Source organism: Kitasatospora phosalacinea, from assembly GCF_000716545.1.
Lineage (GTDB): Bacteria > Actinomycetota > Actinomycetes > Streptomycetales > Streptomycetaceae > Kitasatospora > Kitasatospora phosalacinea.
Genome location: NZ_JNWZ01000018.1, coordinates 26,638 through 48,485 on the forward strand (window position 1 = coordinate 26,638; position 21,848 = coordinate 48,485).

General features: G+C 74.0%; 19 protein-coding genes. All 19 read left to right on the forward strand.

The genetic code is table 11. The features are described from left to right. The first annotated feature begins 481 nt into the window (after window positions 1-481). The 19 genes from OO48_RS11595 (at window position 482) to OO48_RS11685 (ending at window position 21,767) form a co-directional block, all read left to right on the forward strand. Complete coding sequence (locus OO48_RS11595) at window positions 482-2,473, forward strand: APC family permease (RefSeq protein WP_106970299.1); 1,992 nt, start codon at window positions 482-484, stop codon at window positions 2,471-2,473. Between the two features lie 718 nt (window positions 2,474-3,191). Beyond that, the gene (locus tag OO48_RS11600; RefSeq protein ID WP_106970298.1) at window positions 3,192-4,430 is read left to right on the forward strand and encodes an ATP-grasp domain-containing protein; all 1,239 of its coding nucleotides are present in this window, start codon (window positions 3,192-3,194) and stop codon (window positions 4,428-4,430) included. Next, window positions 4,427-5,683: an ATP-grasp domain-containing protein gene (locus OO48_RS11605; RefSeq protein ID WP_033214939.1), complete on the forward strand. Its 1,257-nt coding sequence runs from the start codon at window positions 4,427-4,429 to the stop codon at window positions 5,681-5,683. Before OO48_RS11600 ends, OO48_RS11605 begins: the two co-directional genes overlap by 4 nt. 3 nt (window positions 5,684-5,686) lie before the next feature. After that, entirely contained in the window at window positions 5,687-6,379 is a 693-nt protein-coding gene (locus OO48_RS11610) for a cyclase family protein (protein WP_033214940.1), read from the forward strand. A 1-nt stretch (window position 6,380) separates the two neighbouring features. Beyond that, the gene (locus OO48_RS11615) at window positions 6,381-7,766 is read left to right on the forward strand and encodes an anthranilate synthase component I family protein (protein WP_081952053.1); all 1,386 of its coding nucleotides are present in this window, start codon (window positions 6,381-6,383) and stop codon (window positions 7,764-7,766) included. Then, window positions 7,763-8,344, forward strand: coding sequence for an anthranilate synthase component II (locus OO48_RS11620; protein ID WP_033214941.1), 582 nt, complete (start codon window positions 7,763-7,765; stop codon window positions 8,342-8,344). The genes OO48_RS11615 and OO48_RS11620 overlap by 4 nt, the downstream gene beginning before the upstream one ends. Beyond that, complete coding sequence (locus tag OO48_RS11625; protein ID WP_033214942.1) at window positions 8,341-9,399, forward strand: phenylacetate--CoA ligase family protein; 1,059 nt, start codon at window positions 8,341-8,343, stop codon at window positions 9,397-9,399. The genes OO48_RS11620 and OO48_RS11625 overlap by 4 nt, the downstream gene beginning before the upstream one ends. After that, window positions 9,399-10,733 carry an aldehyde dehydrogenase family protein gene (locus OO48_RS11630; RefSeq protein WP_033214944.1) on the forward strand — a complete coding sequence of 445 codons (1,335 nt, stop codon included), beginning with the start codon at window positions 9,399-9,401 and terminating at the stop codon, window positions 10,731-10,733. The genes OO48_RS11625 and OO48_RS11630 overlap by 1 nt, the downstream gene beginning before the upstream one ends. Then, complete coding sequence (locus OO48_RS11635) at window positions 10,730-11,422, forward strand: SDR family NAD(P)-dependent oxidoreductase (RefSeq protein WP_051732021.1); 693 nt, start codon at window positions 10,730-10,732, stop codon at window positions 11,420-11,422. The genes OO48_RS11630 and OO48_RS11635 overlap by 4 nt, the downstream gene beginning before the upstream one ends. A gap of 46 nt (window positions 11,423-11,468) precedes the next feature. Further along, complete coding sequence (gene aroF / locus OO48_RS11640; RefSeq protein WP_167346438.1) at window positions 11,469-12,563, forward strand: 3-deoxy-7-phosphoheptulonate synthase; 1,095 nt, start codon at window positions 11,469-11,471, stop codon at window positions 12,561-12,563. Further along, a complete protein-coding gene (thiO, locus tag OO48_RS11645; RefSeq protein WP_033214946.1) occupies window positions 12,560-13,651 on the forward strand; it encodes a glycine oxidase ThiO in 1,092 nt (363 codons plus the stop codon). The genes aroF and thiO overlap by 4 nt, the downstream gene beginning before the upstream one ends. Next, on the forward strand, window positions 13,648-15,057 hold the full coding sequence (locus OO48_RS11650; RefSeq protein ID WP_081952054.1) for an MATE family efflux transporter: 1,410 nt from the start codon (window positions 13,648-13,650) through the stop codon (window positions 15,055-15,057). Before thiO ends, OO48_RS11650 begins: the two co-directional genes overlap by 4 nt. After that, window positions 15,054-16,067, forward strand: a complete 1,014-nt coding sequence (locus tag OO48_RS11655) for a 3-oxoacyl-ACP synthase III family protein (protein ID WP_033214948.1) — start codon at window positions 15,054-15,056, stop codon at window positions 16,065-16,067. The genes OO48_RS11650 and OO48_RS11655 overlap by 4 nt, the downstream gene beginning before the upstream one ends. 13 nt (window positions 16,068-16,080) lie before the next feature. Beyond that, complete coding sequence (locus tag OO48_RS39220; protein WP_033214949.1) at window positions 16,081-17,133, forward strand: alpha/beta hydrolase family protein; 1,053 nt, start codon at window positions 16,081-16,083, stop codon at window positions 17,131-17,133. A 61-nt stretch (window positions 17,134-17,194) separates the two neighbouring features. Then, window positions 17,195-17,446: an acyl carrier protein gene (locus tag OO48_RS11665; protein ID WP_033214951.1), complete on the forward strand. Its 252-nt coding sequence runs from the start codon at window positions 17,195-17,197 to the stop codon at window positions 17,444-17,446. 70 nt (window positions 17,447-17,516) lie between these two features. Then, window positions 17,517-19,370, forward strand: a complete 1,854-nt coding sequence (gene asnB / locus OO48_RS11670; protein WP_033214953.1) for an asparagine synthase (glutamine-hydrolyzing) — start codon at window positions 17,517-17,519, stop codon at window positions 19,368-19,370. Window positions 19,371-19,387: 17 nt separating this feature from the next. Further along, the gene (locus OO48_RS11675; protein WP_033214955.1) at window positions 19,388-20,446 is read left to right on the forward strand and encodes a MupA/Atu3671 family FMN-dependent luciferase-like monooxygenase; all 1,059 of its coding nucleotides are present in this window, start codon (window positions 19,388-19,390) and stop codon (window positions 20,444-20,446) included. After that, on the forward strand, window positions 20,443-21,012 hold the full coding sequence (locus tag OO48_RS11680; RefSeq protein WP_051732024.1) for a flavin reductase family protein: 570 nt from the start codon (window positions 20,443-20,445) through the stop codon (window positions 21,010-21,012). Before OO48_RS11675 ends, OO48_RS11680 begins: the two co-directional genes overlap by 4 nt. After that, entirely contained in the window at window positions 21,009-21,767 is a 759-nt protein-coding gene (locus OO48_RS11685; RefSeq protein WP_245194600.1) for a sulfite exporter TauE/SafE family protein, read from the forward strand. The genes OO48_RS11680 and OO48_RS11685 overlap by 4 nt, the downstream gene beginning before the upstream one ends. Window positions 21,768-21,848 lie beyond the last annotated feature (81 nt).

A 21,848-nucleotide genomic window follows, 5' to 3' on the forward strand; every position in this document is an offset into this window, starting at 1 on the left:
CGCGCGGCAGGCAGAGGGGCCGTCAGGCCGATCGGCGCGGGCGGATGGCGGAACGCGCCGGACAGCGTGATGTGTGATGTGTGAGGTCAGGGGGCTCTCGTGGGGCTGCCGTGACGGCTCAGATGCTAGGGAGGCACGGACCACGCGGTCAATGGTCTAAACCATCCCGGGATTTGGAGGAGTTGTGGCCGTCGCGTGGCGCAATCGTCCGCACCGAGGGCGAAATGACCGGATCCGGTCGAGCGGCGGCGTTCGAGGGCCGATATTGACGATTCCTTAACGGCCCCTCCCGGCGCCCTCGCGTGATCCCGCCCCCGGACGGCGAGATGCCGTGTGACCTGCGGAAACCCGGGAGGGGTGAGCGGGCGGAGCCTGCTGGGGCGCACTCCTCGGGGGCGCCGTCCCGGCGCGGGCGGCCCCTACTCTCGCTTACGTGTTCAACGTGCCCCAGGCGCTCAAGCGCCTCGTGATCGGCAAGGCCATGCGCAGCGAGGAACTGGGCGAGACGCTGCTCCCCAAGCGGCTGGCCCTGCCGATCTTCGCTTCCGACCCGCTCTCCTCGGTCGCGTACGCGACCGGCGAGATCCTGCTCGTCCTGACCGCGGGCGGTACCGCCTTCCTGTACCTGACGCCGTGGATCGCGGCGGGCGTCGTCGCGCTGATGGCGGTCGTGGTGATGTCCTACCGGCAGGTCGTGCACGCCTACCCGTCCGGCGGCGGCTCGTACGAGGTGGTGTCCAAGAACCTCGGCGCCGACTCCGGCCTCGTGGTGGCGGCCTCACTGCTGGTCGACTACGTGATGACGGTCGCGGTCTCGGTCGCCTCGGGCGTGGACAACATCGTCTCGGCGTTCGGCGGCCTCGCGGACCACCGGGTCGCGCTGGCGCTGGGCTTCGTGGCGCTCCTGGCGGCGATGAACCTGCGCGGGGTGCGGGAGTCCGGGAAGGCGTTCGCCGCTCCTACGTACCTGTTCATCGGTGGCATCCTGCTGATGGTGGTCACCGGCCTGGTCCGGGTGGTCCTCGGTGACGATCCGCAGGCCCCGACCGCCGCCTTCGGCATCAACCCGGAAGACGGCAAGGACACCCTGCAGGGCCTGGGCCTGCTGCTGCTCGGTCTGCGCGCGTTCGCCTCCGGCTGCACGGCGCTGACCGGCGTCGAGGCGATCTCCAACGGTGTGCCGGCCTTCCGCGGGCCGAAGGCGAAGAACGCCGCGACCACGATGGCCGTCATGGGCATCACCGCCGTGGTGATGTTCGTCGGCGTCACCGTGCTGGCCCTGACCTCGCACGTGCACTACGTCGAGGACGCCTGCCAACTGGTCGGCATATCCGGCGACTGCCACTCCCACACCCAGCAGACCGTGATCGCCCAGCTCGCCTCGACCTTCCTCGGCGGCGACGACAGCGTCCTGTTCTACTTCATCCAGGCGGTCACCGCGCTGGTGCTGATCCTGGCCGCGAACACCGCGTTCAACGGCTTCCCGCTGCTCGCCTCGATCCTGGCCGAACACCGCTACCTGCCCCGGCAGCTGCACACCCGGGGTGACCGGCTGGCCTTCTCCAACGGCATCATCGCGCTCGCCGTGGTGGCCGGCGGGCTGCTGTGGTTCTACCGGGCGGACGTCACCAGCCTGATCCACCTGTACATCCTGGGCGTGTTCACCTCCTTCACGCTCTCCCAGATCGGCATGGTCCGGCACTGGAACCGAACGCTCGCCACCGAGAGCGACCCGGCGGTGCGCGGCGCGGCCCAGCGCTCCCGGATCATCAACGGGCTCGGTGCGGTCACCACCGCGCTGGTGCTGGTCATCGTGCTGATCACCAAGTTCACGCAGGGAGCGTGGCTGGCGGTGGTCGCCGCCGTCCTGCTGTGGCTGATGATGCGCGGCATCCGCCGGCACTACGACGCCGTCTCGGCCGAACTGGCCGTCGAGAACCCGCGCGAGGAGTCGGCCAAGCCGTCCCGGGTGCACGGCGTGGTGCTCGTCTCCCAGCTGCACAAGGCCACCCTGCGCGCCCTCGGGTACGCCCAGGCGCTCCGCCCGGACACCCTGGAGGCCGTCACCGTCGCCGTCGAGAACGACGCCACCGACGAACTGGAGGCGCAGTGGGACGCCCACGGGATCGAGGTCCCGCTGAAGGTCCTCGACTCGCCGTACCGCGAGATCACCAAGCCCGTCGTGCAGTACGTCCGCGAGCACCGGCGCTCCTCGCCGCGCGAGGCGGTGGCGGTGTTCATCCCCGAATACGTGGTCGGCCGCTGGTGGGAGCACCTGCTGCACAACCAGTCCGCGCTGTGGCTGAAGTCCCGGCTGCTGTTCACCCCGGGCGTGATGGTCATCTCGGTGCCGTGGCAACTCGCCTCCGCGCCGCGCGCCGACCGGCCGGCCCGCCGCGCCCCGGGCGCCGTGCGCCGGGGCGAGCCCGCACCGGTCAAGCTCAAGGACGTGCCCGAGCCGCAGCAGTCCTGACCCCGTTTCCCGTGGCACGACGCCGGGTCCCGTCCATCAGGCCGCGGCGGGTCGCCCGGGCGCCGCCCGGCACTCCCGGAGCTTTGCGAAAAGCTGAAGAGATTGTGTCGTGAGCATGTCCGCACGTGAAGGGCGGGGTGCGGCGGCGGCGGGCGAACCGGCCCGGCGGAGGCGGAACTCCCGCTTCCGGATGGGGAATTCCCCCAGGTGGGGCGGGGTGCGAGGGGGCCGCTGCGCCCCTGCCGGTCTTGATGTGTGCACGCTTCCCCCCTTGAGTGCAACATGATCAATATCTTGAACCTGACATGATCAGTTCGCGGAGTCAAGGGGTTGTGTGAGCGTCCTGGCCTGACTTACGCTCGCCGCGTTCAACCTGTGATCAAGACGGGGGTCTTCATGTATCACGTGTTCAGTGCGCTTGGCAGCCAGGGAAGTTCGGCCGCCCCCTCGAACACTGTGGGCGCGGGGGGCGTGGTCCGGGCCTGAGTCGTCCGGGCCCGAGCCGTTCCGGTCGGTCGAGGCCGCGTCAGGTCCCTCCTGGCAGTCGCACCCGTTTCCGTACCGCTCCGTCGACCGTTCCTCCCTCACGATCCGTGCGGTGGGGCGCGTCCGCACGCATCCATGTCGATGAATCGACGAATTGACGTGTCGACGAGCGGCCGTTCCCTCCCACCGCAAATCACGACGAACCATGACGAACCACGACGAAGGATGCGCGATGAGTACGTTGGCCCAGCGCCACGTGGTGGTCCTCCACCGTTGGCGGGCGGGGTACGTCGACTACACGACGGTGCTCGACCACGGCGCCGACCGCGTCAGCTACGTCACGACCGAAGTCGGTCGCGACCGGGTGCCCGCGGCCGCCGCCGGGGTGGAGGTCGTCGACGCCACCGACGACCTGGTGGCGGTCCGCCGCGCGGTCGCGGCGCTCGCCGAACGGTTCGGACCGCCGCGGCGGATCGTCGCGCTGAAGGAGGACGACCTGCTCACGGCGGCCCTCCTGCGCGCCGAGTGGGACTGCGAGGGCGTTCGGCCCGAACAGGCGCTGCGGTTCCTGGACAAGCTGGTGATGGCCGAGGTGGTCGCCGACCGCGGCCTCGCGGTGCCCGCCCTCGCGGCGGTCGACAGCGCCGAGGAGGTCCGCTCGTTCGGCGGGAAGTACGGATGGCCCGTCATCGTCAAGCCCCGGATCGGGAGTTCGAGCGACGGCGTGGTGCGGCTGGAGGGGCCCGAGGACGCGGACGGGGTCGACTTCTCCGCGCGGCCGATGCTGGCCCAGGTCTACGACCCGCGCCCGATCCACCACGTGGACGGCGTGTTCCTGGACGGCCGGCTGGCCGCGTTCCGCACCTCCCGGTACGTCAACACCTGCCTGGACTTCCGGACCGGCGCCTACCTGGGGTCGGTCGAGGAGGACGACCCGGCCGTGGTCGCCGCGGTCGGCGCCGCCGCCGAGCGCTTCCTCGCCGCCTTCGACACCGATCCGCTGGTGTTCCACCTGGAGCTGTTCGTCGGGACCGATCCCGCGACGGGCGCCGTCGAGTGCGCCTTCCTGGAGGTCGGGGCCCGGGTCGGCGGCAGCGAGATCCCGTTCCTGTGGCGGGAGGTGCACGGCTACGACCTGATGGCGGCGGCGCTGCGCGTCCAGCTGGGGGAGCCGGTGCAGCCGCCGGTCCTGACGGGCCGTGAGGTGGCGGGCTGGCTGCTGGCTCCCTCGCCCGCGAGCCGCCCCTGCCGGATCACCGAGGTCACCCCGCTGGCCGGCTCCGTCCCCGGGCTGTACGCGGAGGCGCTGCTGGAGCCCGGCGAGGTGCTGCCGCTCGCCGACGCCTACTACGAGCACGTGGGTGGCCGGTTCCGGTTCCGGGGGGCCACCAGCCGGACGGTGGAGGACGCCATCCGGACCGCCGCGGCTGACTTCCGGGTCAGCGCCGAACCCGTGGGAGACGTCGCATGAAGCACGTCGTGCTGGTCGATCCGTACGCCCCCGCCCGGGGCCTGCCGCCCGCCTTCCTGGCGGCCGGGTACCGCTGCGTGCGCCTGCAGAGCACGCCCGAGATCCCGCTGGTGTACCGCGGCCCGCTGGACCTGGACGGCTACGTGGCCAACGTGGTGCACCGCGGCGACGTCCGCGAGACCCTGGCGGAACTGGCCGGGTACGAGCCGGTCGCCGTCCTCACCGGCAGCGAACTGGGCGTCGAACTCGCGGACGAGATCAGCGAGTCGCTGGGCCTGGACAGCAACGGCACCAAGCTCAGCGAGACCCGCCGGGACAAGTTCCGGATGATCGAGCAGGTGGCCGCCGCCGGACTGCGCGCGCCGCGCCAGGCGCAGCTGAGCGACCCGGAGGAGCTGGCCGCCTGGCACCGGGCGCACGGCGGCCGGATCGTGGTCAAGCCGCTGCGCAGCGCCGCGGGCGACGGCGTGACGTTCTGCGACACCCCCGAGCAGTCCGCCGCGGCCCTGGTGGAGATCATGGGCCGGGAGAACATCTTCTCGCTGCCCAACCACGGCGTGGTGGCCCAGGAGTACCTGGTCGGCGCCGAGTACATCGTCAACACGGTGAGCCGGGCCGGGCGGCACCACGTCACCGACTGCTGGGGCTCCGGGCGGCTGTCCGTCAACGGGGTCACCGACCTGCTGGTGGAGAGCGTCCTGCTGGAGGCGGACGCGCCCGGGCTGGCGGAGCTGACCCGCTACGCCTTCGACGTGCTGGACGCGCTCGGCATCCGGTTCGGGCCGTCCCACCTGGAGATCAAGCTCACCCCGGACGGCCCCTGCCTGGTCGAGGTCGGCGCCCGGATCTCCGGCGGCGAACTGCCCTACTACGCGGCCGAGGCGATCGGCGAGTCCCAGCTCGACTGGACCGTCGACAGCTACGTCCGGCCCGAGCGCTTCGACGAGCGCTGCGGTGCGCCGTACCGGCTGGGGCGCCACTTCGCCTGGGCGGCGCTGGCCTCCCCGTACCACGGCACGCTCCGCGGCTACCGCGGGGTGGAGCGGATCGAGGCGCTGGAGAGCTTCCGCGGGCTGCGGACCTTCGTCGAGCCCGGCGGCACCCTGCGGCCCACCGTCGACGACCTGACCTACCCGCTCACCGTCACGCTGCACCACGAGTCCGAGGGCGTCCTGCAACGGGACCTCAACACCGTCAGGTACCTCGACGGCGCCGGCTTCTACGACGTCGAACACCACGAGCAGAACGGCTGAACCATGCGCATTGTCGACCTCACCCACGGCTTCTACGAGGGGATGCCGTCCTACCCGGCGGACTGGTTCCCGCAGTTCAGTTACGACCGGGCGATGACGCCCCAGACCGACCCGTACGGCACCCAGCGCACCTTCTCCACGCTGCACATCTTCCCGCACAACGGCACCCACGTGGAGTACAAGCTGCACTTCTACCCGGGCACCGAGGGCATCGAGGAGGTGCCGCTGGAGACCCTGATCGGCCGGGCCTGCGTCGCCGACCTCTCGCACAAGGGCGACCTGGAGCCGGTGACCGGCGAGGACCTGGACAAGACGGTCGGCGACCTGTGGACGCCCGGGGACCGGCTGCTGATCCGCACCGACTACCTGCGCAACAACTGGGGCGCCGAGGACTACTGGGACCGCCCGCCGTACATGACGCCGTCGGCCGCGCAGTGGGCGATCGAGCACGGCGCCTCGCTGGTCGGCTTCGACTGCCTCACCGAGCGCCCCGGCGACGCCGAGTCGCCGGTGCACCACGCGCTGCTGGCGGCGGGCATCCCGATCCTGGAGTACGTCACCAACCTGCACGAGCTGCAGCAGTCGGTGGTGCAGCTGATCGCGCTGCCGATCAAGGTGTCCGACGTGGAGGCCGCGCCGGCCCGCGTCGTGGCGGTGGAGTACCCGGACGGGGCCGTGCCCGGGGCGGGTCGCTGAGATGACCGTGACCGTGGAGCCGCCCGCCCCGCTGCGCAGCGGGCTGCGGGCCGGCGACCTCGTGCACCGGCACGAGCTGCCCGGGCCCGACCTCGACCCGGTCGCCGCCGCGGCCGCGCTGCGCGGCTCGGAGCGCACCATGCTCAGCAGCCGGGCCACCGGGGCGGGACCGGTCGTGCTGCTCGCCGTCGGCGAGCTGGCCGTCGTCCACCGGGCCGGGGCCGCCCCGGAGCTGCCCGACCCGGTCACGGCCGCCGTCGACTTCCTGGCCGGACTGGAGTTCGGGACGGGGGCGGAGCCGGACGAGACCAGCTGGTACGGGTGCATCGGCTACGACGCGGTCACCGGCTTCGAACGGCTCGTCCTGCAGCCGTCGACGCTGCCGACCTACGACCTGTTCCTGCCCGAGGTGCTGGTCCGCTTCGGCCCGACCGGGACCACGGTGATCGGCCGCGGGGCCACCGCCGCGGCGGCCCGCGCCGCCGCCGAGCGCACCGAGCGGACCCTCGCCCGGGCCGGGCGCTTCCCGGCCCCGGAGTCCCGGGTCGGCCGGGGCGCGTTCGCGCACGAGCCGGGCGAGTACCTGGAGTCGGTGCGCCGGGCCAAGGAGCACATCCTGGCGGGCGACATCTTCCAGGTGGTGCTCTCGGTCCGGTACTCGGCGCCGGGCGAGGCCGACGGCCTGACGCTCTACCGGCGGCTGGCGGAGTTCAACCGCTCGCCGTACCACTTCTGGTACCGCGGCGGGGACTTCGAGGTGGTCGGGGCCTCGCCGGAGCCGTGCGTCACGCTCACCGACGGCGACGTGCTGATCCGCCCGCTGGCCGGCACCCGGCCGCGCGGCGCGGACCGGGCCGCCGACCTGGCCGCCGAACGCGACCTGGTCACCTCGGAGAAGGAGCTGGCCGAGCACCGGATGCTGGTCGACCTGGCCCGCAACGACCTCGGCCGGGTCTGCGTGCCGCACAGCGTCCGGGTGCCGCGGCTGATGGAGGTCGAACGGTACTCCCACGTCATGCACCTGACCTCGGACGTCCACGGCCTGCTGCGCCCCGAGTGCCGCACCGACGACCTGCTGCGGGCCGGCTTCCCGGCCGGCACCATGACCGGCGCCCCCAAACTGCGGGCGATCGAGATCATCGACGAGCTCGAACCCGTCGGCCGCGGCCTCTACTCCGGTGCGGTCGGTTCCTTCGGCACCCACCACGCCGACCTCTACCTGACCATCCGCGCCCTCGTCCTGCACCGGGGCGAACTGCACCTGCAGGCCGGCGGCGGCATCGTCCACGACTCCGACCCGCTCGCCGAGCGCGAGGAGTGCGTGGCCAAGCTCCGGGCCGCCGCCCGCGCCGCCGACGTCAGCCTCGGACCGGGAGTGCGCCCGTGATCGTCATCATCGACAACTACGACTCCTTCGTCTACAACCTCGCCCAGTACGCGGGCCAACTCGGCCGCGAGTGCCGGGTGGTGCGCAACAACGAGCTCACCGCCGAAGAGGTCCTGCGGCTCGATCCGAGCCTGCTGCTGATCTCGCCCGGCCCCGGCGGCCCGCAGGACGCCGGGATCTCGCTCGACCTGATCCGCGACCGCGGCCACCGGGTGCCCATCCTCGGCGTCTGCCTCGGCCACCAGTGCATCGCCGAGGCGTTCGGCGCCCGGGTGGTCCGGGCCGCGGTGCCGATGCACGGCAAGCTCAGCCCCGTCACGCACCGGGGCGTCGGCGCCTTCGCCGGGCTGCCCAGCCCGATCGAGGTCACCCGCTACCACTCGCTGACCGTCGACCCGGACTCCGTACCGGACGAACTGGTCGTCACCGCCTGGACCGACACCGGCGAGGTCATGGGACTGCGCCACCGCGAACTGCCCATCGAAGGCGTGCAGTTCCATCCCGAATCGCTGTTCACCGAAAGGGGCTTCGACATGGTGGCCAACGCGCTGCAGGCAGCCGAGCAGGTGCTCGCGTGAGCGGCCGCCGGGACACCGAAGCGCTCGCGCACCTGCGCTCCGTGCTGGAGTGGCACTTCGGCCCCGAGACCGGCTCGCCGTTCTGGCTCAAGCGCCTGGACTCCCTCGGCTTCGACCCGCTGCGCGACGTCCGGGACTTCGCCGACCTGCGGAAGTTCCCCGACCTCAGCGACGAACTGCGCACCGTCCCGGTCGACGACCTGGTGCCGGCCGGCTCCGCCCACCTCCCCTTCGAGGTCTACGAGTCCGGCGGCACGCTCGGCGCGCCCAAGCGGGTCGTCGAGCACCTCTCCCGGCAGGAGGGCGTCGACTGGGTCGAGACGGTCCTCCCCGACTTCGACGGCGGCGGCCACTGGCTGCACATCGGTCCCACCGGCCCGCACATCGTCGGCCGCTCGGTGCGCCGCCTCGCCCAGCTGCGCGGCGCCAAGTTCCTCACGGTGGACTTCGACCCGCGCTGGGTGAAGCTGCTGATCCGCACCGACCGCCGCCCGCTGGCCGACGAGTACGTGCAGCACGTCCTCGACCAGGTCGAGACGATCGCCGAGTCCCAGGACGTCCGGGTGCTGTTCGTCACCCCGCCCGTGCTGGAGGCGCTGTGCGCCCGCGACCGGCTGTACGGCCTGCTCGCCGACCGCCTCACCGGCATCATCTGGAGCGGCACCAGCATCAGCGGCACCGCGCTGCGCCTGCTGGAGACCGAGTTCTTCCCGAACGCCCGCGTCCGGGGCATCTACGGCAACAGCCTGATGGGCATCGCCCCGCAGCGCCCGCCGCGGCCCGGCGACACCCACCCGTGCGTCTTCCGCACCTTCCGGCCCCGCTCGGTGGTCGAGGTCGTCGACCCCGCCACCGGCGAGCGGGTCGCCCCCGGCGAACGCGGCCGCGTCCTGGTCCACCTGCTCACCGAGGACCTGTTCCTGCCGAACGTCGCCGAGCGCGACACCGCGGTCCGGATCGTCCCCGACGACCCGGACCTCCCCGGCGACGACCTCGCCGACGTGCAGCCCTACCGGGCCACCGCCGACACCCAGGTGATCGAGGGCGTGTACTAGTGGACGCACCCACCCTCCAACCGCTCGTCGCGGGCGAACACCTCGCCTGCGACGAGACCGTGGACCTGCCCGCCACCGACGGCACCCCGCTGGCCCGGGTCGGCGCCGCCCCGACCCTGCTGCTGCACCTCGCGGTGCGGCGCCTGCGCGGCGCGGCCGTCCCGCCCGAGGTCCTCGACCGGGCCGGCGCGCTGTTCGCCGAGGCCGAACTGGCCGGCGAGAGCGCCGACGCCTACCGGGCCCGGACCGTCGCCGCCACCGGCCTGCCGGAGCGGGTGGTCGCCGCCGGGCTGCACAGCGTCCGCACCGGACTGGCCCGGCTGGCCGAGAGCAACGCCCGCCAACTCCCGGCGCCCGCCCCGGGCGTGCGCTGGCTGCCGCGCGGGCGGACGCTGGGCGTCGTCACCCCGTCCAACCACGTCGACCCGCACCTGACCTGGGCCCGGGCGCTGTCGCTCGGCTACGGCGTCGTCGTCCGGCCCGGCACCCGGGATCCGTTCACGCCCTTCCGGCTCGCCGCCGCCCTGCTGGCGGCCGGACTGCCCCCGGCCGCCCTGGCCGTGCTGCCCGGCGACCACGCCCTCGGCGAACGCCTGCTGGAGACCACGGACCTGGGCATCGTGTACGGCGGCCCGGGCGCCGTCGCCCGCTGGGCCGACCGGCCCCGGGTGCTGACCCGGGGGCCCGGCCGCAGCGCCGCCCTGCTCGACCGGCCGCTGACGCCCGACCTGCTCGACGCCCTCGCCCGCGCGGTCGCCGCCGACGCGGGCGTCCGGTGCGCCAACACCTCGGTGATCCGCACCACCGGATCCCCGGCGCGGGCCGCCGAGGCGCTCGCCGAACGGCTCGACGCGCTGCCCGCGCACCCGGCGACCCACCCCGAGGCCGTCCTGCCGGTGTTCCCCGCCACCCAGGCGGCCCGGCTCCGGCAGACCCTCGCCGACCTGGAACGCGCCGGGCTGCGCCGCCACACCGCCGCCGACGGCCCCGCCCCGCTGCCCGACGGCACCTGGGTCGGGCGCCCGGTGGTGCTCAGCACCGGCGACCCCGACCACCCGGCGATCGGCACCGAACTGCCGTTCCCGTTCGTCGTCGTCGCGCCCTACGCGCCCGCCGCCGGACCGCGGCAGTTCGGCCGGACCCTGGTGCTCTCCCTGCACAGCGACGACCCCGACCTGCCGGACGCCGCGCTCGCCGAACCGGGAGTGCGCCGGGTCGTCGTCGGCGGCGCGCCGCCGTGGACCGGCGCACCCCAACTACCGCACGACGGCAGCCTGCTCGACTTCCTGCTGGAGCCCAAGGCGCTGCTCTCCGACAAGGAGCCCCTGACATGAAGCACGTGGTCGTCACCGGCGCGTCCGGCGACCTCGGCACCGCCGTCGTCGCCCGGGCGGTGGCCGCGGGCGCCGAGGTCCTCGCCCAGTACCACTCCCGGCCGCCGGGCGTCGCCCACCCCGCGGTCACCCCGGTCCGGGTGGACCTGACCGCGGACGGCGGCCCCGCGGAACTCGCCGCGGCCGTCCCGTGGGACGGCGTCGACCTGCTGGTGCACTGCGTCGGCGGCGCCCGGGCCACCCCGTTCGGCGAACTGGGCACCGCCGCCTGGCGGGACTCCCTGCAGCTGAACGTCGAGGTGCCGTTCACCGTCACCCGCGAACTGCTCGGCCCGCTGGCCGCGGCCGGCGGCGCGGTGGTCAACCTCTCCAGCGTCGCCGCGTTCACCGGCGGCGCCTTCGGCCCGCACTACGCCGCCGCCAAGGCCGCCGTGGTCGGCCTGACCAGGTCCGCCGCCCGCGAGCTCGGCGAGCGCGGCATCCGGGTCAACTGCGTCGCGCCCGGCCCGGTCGCCTCGGCGATGACCGACTCGCTGCCCGCGGAGGTGCTGGCCGGGCTGCTGGCCTCCACCGCGCTGCGCCGGGTGGTGACGCCCGAGGAGGTCGCCGACACCGTGTTCGCGATCGGCGCGGCCACCGGCGTCACCGGCCAGACCCTGGTCGTCGACGGCGGCCGCTTCCTGCACTGAGCACCATCCCGCCCAGCCAACTTCCCCAGTACACGAAGGAGTTCCGGTGCTGTTCATCTGCAGGGCTGTCGACGAGGACGCGGTGCGCGAGCGGATCCACGCCCGCGTCCCCACCCCGCACGGCGCGGTGGTCTGCCGGGTCGGCGACCGGCTGCTGGTGCACGTGCCCGACGGCCGGTCGGTGGCCGCCGAGGTGCTGCACGACTCCGGCCTGGTGCAGCAGGTGCTGGACGACCACTCGGACGCGCCGCTGACCGACCGGGCCGCCGCACCGCTCGGCTCGCTGGTGCGCCTCGGCGGCCAGGCCACCGTCGGCGGCGTCGACTTCGCGCTGATCGCCGGGCCGTGCGCGGTCGAGAGCGCCGAGCAGATGGCGGCCTCGGCGCGGCTGGCCAAGGACGGCGGCGCGGTCGCGCTGCGCGGCGGCGCCTACAAGCCGCGCAGCTCGGTGTACAGCTTCCAGGGCCTGGGCGAGGAGGGCCTGCGGATCATGGCCGAGGCCGGGCGGGCGGCCGGACTGCCGGTGGTCACCGAGGTCCTGGACCCGGCCACCGTCGACCTGGTCGCCGAGCACGCCGACGTGCTGCAGGTCGGTACCCGCAACGCGCAGAACTTCAGCCTGCTCAAGGCCGTCGGCCGGGCCGGGCGCCCGGTGCTGCTCAAGCGCGGCTTCGGCTGCACCGTGGGCGAGTGGCTGCAGGCCGCCGAGTACGTGCTCGCCGCGGGCAACCCCGACGTGGTGCTCTGCGAGCGCGGCATCCGCACCTTCGAACCGGCCACCCGCTTCACCCTGGACCTGGGCGCCGTCGCGGTCGTCAAGCACCGCAGCCACCTGCCCGTCATCGTCGACCCCAGCCACGGGGTCGGCCACCGCCACCTGGTCAAGCCGATGGCGCTGGCCGCCGCCGCGGCCGGCGCCGACGGACTGCTGGTCGACATCCACCCCGACCCGGCCGCCGCGCTCTGCGACGCCGACCAGGCCCTCGACCGGGAGCGCTGGTTCGACCTGGCCGGCGCCGTCCGTGACGTCCTCACCGGCCTGGGCCGCGGACTGGCCATCTCCCAGCCCGAGCCCGCGACCGGCCCCGCGACCGGCCCCGCGACCGGCCCCGCGCCCGAGCCCGCCGGGCGGGCCCGGTGACGCCCCGACCGGACCTCGCCGTGATCGGCGGCGGCGTGGTCGGGCTGTCCGTCGCCTGGCGGTGCGCGCAGCGCGGCCTGACCGTCGAGGTGCACCACGAGGAGCTCCCCGGCACCGCCTCCGCGGTCGCGCCCGGCATGCTCTCGCCGGTCAGCGCCGCAGACTTCCCCGCCCCCGAACTGCTGGCCTTCGCCCACCGGGCCCGGCACCGCTGGCCCGCCTTCGCCGCCGAACTCGCCGAGGCGAGCGGCACCGACCTCGGGTACGGGGCCGACGGCATGCTGCTGGTCGCCCACCGGCCGTCCGACCGCGAACGGGTCGCCGCCATGTACGCCTTCCGGGAGGGCCACGACGCCCCGCCGAAGGCCCTGGACGCCGCCGGGCTGCGCGCCCTGGAACCCCTGCTGTCGCCCGACGCGGACGGCGGCGGCTTCGTCACCGAGGACCACCACGTGGACGCCCAGCGCGTCCGCGCGGCCCTGCGGACGGCCGGGGAGGCGGCCGGGGTTCGCTTCGTCGCGGGCCGGGTCGGCGCCCTGGACGAGGTGCGGGCGGGGGCGGTGCTGGTCGCCGCCGGGTCCTGGTCGCCCGACCTGCACCCGTGGCCGGTCACCCCGGTGCGCGGCCAGGTCGTGCTGCTGCGCGACCCGGACGGCGGCCCCGGGCTCCGGCACGGCATCCGGGGCGTGGTGGACGGGCAACCGGTGTTCCTGGCCGGCCGCCACGGCCACGAGACGGTCGTCGCCGCCACCCTCGACCACACCGGCTTCGACGTGCGGCCCTCCGCGCAGGCCACCGAGGGACTGCTGCGCAGCGCGGTCGCCCTGGTGCCCGCCCTGGCCCGGCACCGGGTGGTGGAGACCCGGGTCGGGCTGCGGCCCGACACCCCGGACCACCTGCCCGTCATGGGACGCGTCCCGGGCCGCCCGGACACCTACGCGGCCACCGGCCACTACCGGCACGGCGTCCTGCTGGCCCCCCTCACGGCCGACCTGCTCGCCGACCTGGTCGCCACCGGCACCGACGCCGTCCCCGCCGCCTTCAGCCCCGAACGGTTCCGCACAGCGAAGGAAAGCACCCCCCGATGACACCTCCACCCGCACCCACCGCGGCACCGGCCGAGAACCGGACGGTGTTCGGCCGGCTGGACCCGGCGCGCCTGCTGCCGGTCGCCTGGCCGGTCTACATCGAGCTGATGTCGGGCGTCATCGCCGGCATCATCTCGGTGGTCTGGATCGCCCGGCTCGGCGCGTCCGCGCTGGCCACCGTCACCATGGCCAGCACCCTGGAGAACGTCCTGACCAGCGTCGTCCTGGCGGTCAGCGGCGGCACCACCATCCTGCTGTCGCAGGCCGTCGGCGCGAACGACCACGCCCGGCTGCGCCCGGTGCTGCGGGCCGCCTTCCGCCTCACCCTGCTGGTCACCGTGGTGATCTGCGCGGTGCTGTTCGTGCTGCGCGAACCGCTGGCGAAGCTGATCCTCGGCTCCGACGAGCACGACGCGGTCGGCCTGTCGGTCGACTACCTGACCGTCACCGTGCCCGGCATCGCGGTCTTCTACGGCCAGTACCTGGTGGACAGCACCTTCAAGGCCAACGGCGACACCCGCACGCCGATGCGGATGGCCCTGCTGTCGAACCTGATCCTGGTGGTCGCCGACCCGGTCCTCATCTACGGCTGGCTGGGCGCGCCCAAGCTGGGGGTGACCGGCTCCGCGCTGGCCCTGGTCGGCTCCCGGGCGGTCACGCTGGCGGTGACCTGGTGGCTGTACCGCAGGTCCGCGCTGGCCGCGCAGCTGGCCGCCGCGCCCGAGACCGCCACCGAGAGTCCGGGGAAGGGCCCGGTCCGCGAGATCCTGGCGGCCGGACTCCCGCTCGGGGTGGACTTCCTGGTGCGGATGGCCGCCGGGATGCTGATCGTCGGCGTGGTGGCCCGGTTCGGCACCGACCAGGTCGCCGCGTACGGCACCGTGACCCGCACCCTGCTGTTCCTCACCATGGCCGCGTACGCGATGCGGCAGGCCGCGACCATCATCGCCGCCCGGGCCAAGGGCGCCGACGACGAGGAACTGCTGGCGGCCAGCCGCACCTCCTCGGTGCGCCTGGGCATCGCCTGGTCGCTGCTCGGCGGCCTCGCGGTGCTCACCCTCGGCGGCCTCGCCGCGGACGCCGTCACCGGCGACGCGGCGGTGCGCAGCGCCGCCCACGGCCAGGTCCCGTGGCTGGCGGTCTACATCACGCTGCTGCTGTGCAACGTCACGCTCAGCGGCATCTTCCTCGGCGGCGGCCACGGCAAGGCCCTGGCCACCTCCACCACCGCCGGCGCCGTCCTGCAGCTCGTCCTGGCCCCGCTGCTCGCCCTGACGCCGCTGGGCCTGACCGGCGCCTGGATCGCCATGATCGTCAACGCCGGCACGCAGACCACCGTGCTGCTCGTGCTGGCGACCCGTCAGATGTCCGCCCCCAAGCTCGAAGCCAAGGAGGTCGCGGCATGACCGCGCCCGTGACGCTCGGAATCTCCGCCCTCGCGCACGTCCTGGGCGAGCCCCAGGACGTGGCCGCCACGGCCGGCTCGTACGTCGACGACCCCGAGCGGGTGATCCGCTGGGGCTACCGCACCTACCACCGGGCCGCCCCCGGCGTCGGCCAGACGCTGATGGCCGCCGACGCCGCCCGGCGGGCGATGGACGCCGCCGGGCTGGGCCCCGCCGACATCGACTACCTCGTGGTCGCGGACAGCGGCGTGCCGGAGTACCTCAACTGGGACGCCTCCGCCGCCGTCGCCCGCGAACTCGGCCTCGGCCCCACCCCGACCCTGCTCGCCACCCAGGGCTGCTCCTCCGCGGTGACGGCGCTGCAGCAGGTCGCCGGGCTGATGGCGGTCCGCGAGGACGTCCACCGGGTGCTGCTGGTCGCCGTCCACCGGGTCAGCGAGGCGCACATCAACCGGATGCGCAACAACACCTGCCTGGGCAGCGACGGCGCGGCGGCCGCGGTGCTGGAGCGCGGACACGGGCGGCTGCGCTGGCTGGCCACCGACCAGATCGTCGACCCGCGCTACGTCGACTTCTTCCGGGTCGAGTACGGCGGCGGCGCGGCCCCGGAGGGCGCCAACCTGGAGGTCGACCAACTCGCCCTGGTCCACCAGTACTTCCGCCGCGAACCGGAGCAGCTCGCCGAGTTCGTCAAGGACGTCGACCACAAGGTCGCCGCCGTCGTGGAGCGCGCCTGCAAGCGCGCCGGGGTCTCCCCGTCGGAGATCCGGCGGCTGATCTACCTGAACGACAACCAGCACTCGCTGGCCGGGGTCGCCAAGGCCACCGGCATCCCGCTGGAGCGCACCAACGCGGACCTCTCCGCCGAGCTGAGCCACGTCGGCTGCGCCGACCAACTGCTCTGCCTGAGCCTGTACGACGAGCGCGGGGACCTGGAGGCCGGCGACCTGGTCGCGCTGGCCGGACTCTCCGGCGGCATGCAGTGGTTCTGCAGCCTGGTGCGGGTCTGAGACGGTGTCAGGCATGATCGACGACCACGCCACCGAGCGCACCGACGAGATCCCCCTCGACCAGGGCCGCACCGCCCGGCTGCGGCTGCCCGTCGCCGGGCCCGACGGCCGCCCCGCCCCGGCCGTGGTGCTGCTGCACCCGTACGGGGTCTGGGACCGCGACGCCTACCTGCCCGCCGAGGCCTCCGGCAACGGGCCGGTCCGGCTCTTCGCCGACCTCGGCACCGCCCTGACCGCCGCCGGGACGGGCGCCCTCTCCTACGACACCCGCTTCCTCACCGAGGACCCGCACGGCGGCGCGGGCTCGCCCCGGTTCACCTTCACCGGGCTGGTCGACGACGCCGTCCGGGCGGTCGAGCAGCTGCGCGCCCACCCCGCGGTGGACGCCGACCGGGTGCTGCTCCTGGGCGTCTCGATGGGCGCCGAGGTCGCGCTGGCCGCCGCCGAACGCCTCGGCGGCGAGAGCCGCCTGGTGGTGGTGGCGCCCAGCGCCGAGGCCCGCCCGGTGTTCCAGCGCTGGATGGGCCTGGACCGGCGGCTGGAGTGGCTGGCCGCGGGCTTCACCGCCGCCGACGGCACCGTCGACCTCGCCGCCGCGCTGGCCGACACCACCGGCCGCAGCGGCTGGTGGGAGCCGTTCGACCTGGTCGAGCGCTTCGGCCCGCAGGCCGGCCTCGAAGTGCTGCGCGCCGAACTGGCGCTGGAGTACGACGCCTGGGAGGACGCGGCGCTGGCCGGGAAGGACGAGACCGCGCCCGCCTCGTTCTGGCGCGACTGGTTCGCCCAGCCCGCCCCGTACCGCCGCCTGGCCGGGATCACCGGCCGGCTCGCCGTCCACGTGGGCGCCGAGGACTGGACCACCCCCACCCGGCAGGCCCACCTGCTGCACCGCGCCGCGCTGGCGCGCGGCCTGCGCTCGCAGCTGCACGTCCACCCGGGGCTGGGCCACCTGATGTCGCCCCGCACCGCGGACGGACTGCGCACCTACGGGCCGTTCGACCCGGACTTCCAGCGGGCCCTCGTCGCCTCGGTCGACGAGGTGCTCCGCCCCGGCCCGACCCACTGAACCCACCCACCGAACCCACCCGCGGACCCACCCCGGTCCCACCCTCACGGAAGGCCCCGCCATGGCGAACCTGACGCTCGCGGAACTGATCGAGCTGCTCAACGAGTGCAACGACTGGGAGGACCCGGTCGAGCCGACCGAGGACGTCCTCGACGAGCCGTACGACGCCCTCGGCTACGACTCGCTGACCCTGCTCAACGCGATCTCCAAGCTGGAGCGCGCCCGCGGCATCGAACTGCCCGCCACCATCACCTCCGAGGCCAAGACGCCCCGCGAGCTGCTCGCCGCCGTCAACTCCGCCCCCGCCGCGTGAGCACCGCCGCCCGCGGCGACCGCGCGACGACCACCGCGTAACGACACTCGAAGAACGGAGGAACACCGACGTGTGCGGAATCACCGGCTGGTACGACCGGGACGGCGGACTGGAGCGCTCGCACGAACTGGTCCGACAGATGACCCGGACCATGGAGTGCCGAGGGCCGGACGAGGAGGGGATGTGGATCTCCGGTCCGGTCGCGCTCGGGCACCGGCGCCTGTCGATCATCGACCTGGAGGGCGGCAAGCAGCCGATGGTCGCCGACCAGGACGGCGACCGCACGCTGGCGGCCCTCACCTTCTGCGGCGAGGTCTACAACTACCGCGAGCTGCGGACCGAACTGGTCGCCCACGGGCACAGCTTCCGGACCGACAGCGACACCGAGGTCGTGCTGCGCGCCTACCTGCAGTGGGGCACCGACTTCGCCTCCCGCCTCAACGGCATGTTCGCCATCGGCATCTGGGACGCCCGCAGCCAGGAACTCGTCCTGGTCCGCGACCGGATGGGCGTCAAGCCGCTGCACTACTACCCGACGCCGGGCGGCGTGCTGTTCGGCTCCGAGCCCAAGGCGATCCTCGCCAACCCGCAGGCCCGCCGCACCGTCGACCGGGTCGGCCTGTGCGAGGCCCTGGACATGGTGAAGACGCCCGGCGCGGCCGTGTTCAGCGGCATGCACGAGGTCATCCCCGGCGAGATCGTCCGGGTCGACGCCAACGGCATCCACCGGTCCCGCTACTGGACCCTGGAAGCCGCCCCGCACACCGACACCCGCGAGCAGAGCATCGGCCACGTCCGCGAACTGCTGGAAGACATCGTCGCCCGCCAGCTGATCTCCGACGTCCCGGTCTGCACCCTGCTCTCCGGCGGCCTCGACTCCTCCACCATCACCGCGCTCGCCGCCCAGGTGCTCGAACGCGAGGGCCGCGGCCGGGTCAACTCCTTCTCGGTGGACTTCCGCGGCTCGGTCGACAGCTTCGAACCCGACGCGGTGCGCGGCGCGCCCGACGCCCCGTTCGTCCGGGACCTCTCCGCGCACGTCGGCACCAACCACCAGGAGATCCTGCTGGACAGCGCCGACCTGTCCCGGCCCGAGGTCCGGGCCGCGGTGCTGCGGGCCACCGACGTGCCCCCGGCGTTCTGGGGCGACATGTGGCCCTCGCTGTACCTGCTGTTCCGCGCGGTGCGCCGGCACTCCACGGTGGCGCTGTCCGGCGAGTCCGCCGACGAACTGTTCGGCGGCTACCTCTGGTTCCACCGCCCCGAGGCGGTCGACGCCGACACCTTCCCCTGGCTCACCTCCGGCTCCGCCCGCTACTTCGGCGGCACCTCGCTGCTCGACGGCGGTCTGCGGGAGAAGCTCGACATACCCGGCTACCGGGCCGAACGCTACGCCGAGGCCCTCGCCGAGGTCCCGTCCCTGCCCGGCGAGAGCGACACCGACCGGCGGATGCGCAAGGTCACCTACCTCAACCTCACCCGGTTCGTGCAGACCCTGCTGGACCGCAAGGACCGGATGAGCATGGCGGTCGGCCTGGAGGTCCGGGTGCCGTTCTGCGACCACCGCCTGGTCGAGTACGTGTTCAACACCCCGTGGGAGACCAAGACCTTCGACGGCCAGGAGAAGAGCCTGCTGCGCGCCGCGGCCCGCGACCTGCTGCCGGCCTCGATCCTGGAGCGCAAGAAGACCCCGTACCCGGCCACCCAGGACCCCGGCTACGAGGCCGCGCTGCGCGCCGAGATGGCCCAGGTGCTGGCCGACCCGAACGCGCCGGTGCTGCCGCTGCTGGACCGGGCCCGGCTCGGCAAGGTGCTGGACCGCTCGCTGAGCGCCACCAGCCTGCCGTACAGCCGCGGCGGCCTGGAGATGGCGCTGTGGCTGAACCGCTGGCTGTCGGCCTACGACGTGACACTCGACATCTGACGGAGGGCGGCAAGACGATGGAGTTCAGCCTCTTCTACTTCGCCAACGAGCAGGAGGACACCGGTTCGACCGACCGGTACGGCCTCCTGCTGGAGGGTGCGAAGTTCGCCGACGCCCACGGCTTCACCGCCGTGTGGACGCCCGAGCGGCACTTCCACGAGTTCGGCGGCATCTACCCCAACCCGGCCGTGCTCGGGGCGGCCGTCGCGGCCGTCACCGAACGGGTCGGCATCCGCGCGGGCAGCGTGGTCGCCCCGCTGCACCACCCCGTCCGGATCGCCGAGGAGTGGGCGGTGGTCGACAACCTGTCCGGCGGCCGGGTCGGCGTGTCCTTCGCCTCCGGCTGGCACCCGCAGGACTTCGCCCTGCGCCCGGAGAACTTCGCCGACCGCAAGGAGAAACTGGAGCGCACTATCGCGGACGTCCGCGAACTGTGGCGCGGCGGCACGCTCGCCGTGCTCGACGGCGCGGGCGAACAGCAGCACGTGCGCTCCTACCCCCGCCCGCTCCAGGCCGAACTGCCGGTGTGGATCACCAGCTCCGGCGGCCCGGAGACCTTCCGGGCCGCCGGCCGCGCCGGGGCCGGGCTGCTCACCCACCTGGTCGGGCAGAGCCTGGACGAACTCGCCGACAAGGTCGCGCTCTACCGCGAGGAGTACGCGGCCCGCTCCGGCGATCCGCAGGACCGCGGCCACGTCGTCCTGATGCTGCACACCTACCTGCACGAGGACGAGGAGACCGCCCGGGCGGCCGTCCGGGCGCCGCTCACCGCCTACCTGCGCAGCTTCGCCGGGCTCACCATGACCTCCGGGCCGAAGGGCCGCCGGATCGACCCGGCCACGCTCAGCCCCCGGCACTTCGACGCCATGGTCGAGCGCTCCTTCGAGCGGTACTTCGACGAGGGCGGCCTGCTCGGCACCGTCGAGAAGGCCGTCGACGTGGTCGAGCGGGTCCGCAAGGCCGACGTCGACGAGATCGCCTGCCTGATCGACTTCGGGGTGGCCCGGGAGCAGGTCGTGGCGGGCTTCGGGCCGCTGGCCCGGCTGCGCGAGGCCACCGCGGACGCCGGCCGGTGACCCGGGCCGCCGGTGCGGACCGGCTGCGGCTGCCGGAACTCCCCGCCACGGAGTTCCGGCGCGCGGCCGGCCGCTTCCCCACGGGGGTGACGGTGCTGAGCTGCGTGCGCGACGGGCAGGCGCACGGCATGACGGTGAACGCCTTCAGCACCGTCTCGCTCGACCCGCTGCTGGTCCTGGCGGTGCTCGGCAACCGCTCCCTGACGACCCGCCGGCTGCTGGCCGGCGACGGGTTCGCGGTGACCGTGCTGAGCGCCGGCCAGGAGGCGGTGGCCCGGGCGTTCGCGGACTCCGCCCGGGCCCGCGACGGCTCGCTGTTCGACGGCGTCGCGCACGCCCCGGCCCCGGGCACCGGCTCGCCGGTCCTCACCGGCGGCGTCGCGTACTTCGACTGCACGGTCGACGCCGTCCACCCGGCCGGCGACCACACCGTCCTGGTGGGCGCCGTCCGGGCGTTCGGCCCGCTGTCGGAGGAGCCCGCCCTGCTGTTCAGCCGCAGCCGCCTGGGCGCCGAACCGGACTTCGCCGAACCGGCCCTCGCCGTCCCGCCGGGGCCGCCGCGGTGACCGCCCACGGATGGGACCTGGGGCTGCTGACCGCCGCCGCGACGGGGGCGGGCGCCGTCAACGCGGTGGTCGGCTCGGGGTCGCTGATCACCTTCCCCGCCCTGGTCGCGATGGGGTACCCGCCGATCCTCGCCACCGTGTCCAACAACGTCGGACTGGTCCCGGGCATGGGGGCCGCCGCGTACGGGTACCGGCGGGAACTCCGCGGCCAGGGCCCGCTGGTGCGCGGCCTCGCGGCGGTGGCGGGCGTCGGCGCGCTGGTCGGCAGCCTGCTGCTGCTCGCCCTGCCCCCGACCTGGTTCCGGGCGGTGGTCCCGGTGCTGGTCGTCGCGGCCTGCCTGCTGGTGCTGCTGCAACCGGTGCTCTCCCGCCGCGGCGCCGCGCCCCCCGCCCGGGCCCCCCGCCCGGGTCCGCTCCGGTGGGGCGTCCTCGGCACCGGCGTCTACGGCGGCTACTTCGGCGCCGCCCAGGGCGTCCTGCTGATCGGCCTGCTCGGAGCGCTGACCACCGAGCACCTCCAGCGCCTGAACGCGGTGAAGAACGTCCTCGCCCTGACGGTCAACCTGGTCGCCGCCGTCGTCTTCGTCTGCGCCACCTCCGTCGACTGGACGGTGGCCGCCCTGGTCGCGGCCGGCTCCACCGTCGGCGGCCTGCTCGGCGCCCGCTACGGCAGACGCCTGCCCCCCGCCGGCCTGCGCTGGACCATCGCGGCGGTCGGCCTGCTCGCGGTGCTCCGGCTGACCGCCTGGTCCTGACCGTCCGGTGACCCGCCGGCGGTCGCCGTCCGCGGCCTCGTCGCCGACGGCGTCCACCGGATCACCGCGCAGGTCGACCGG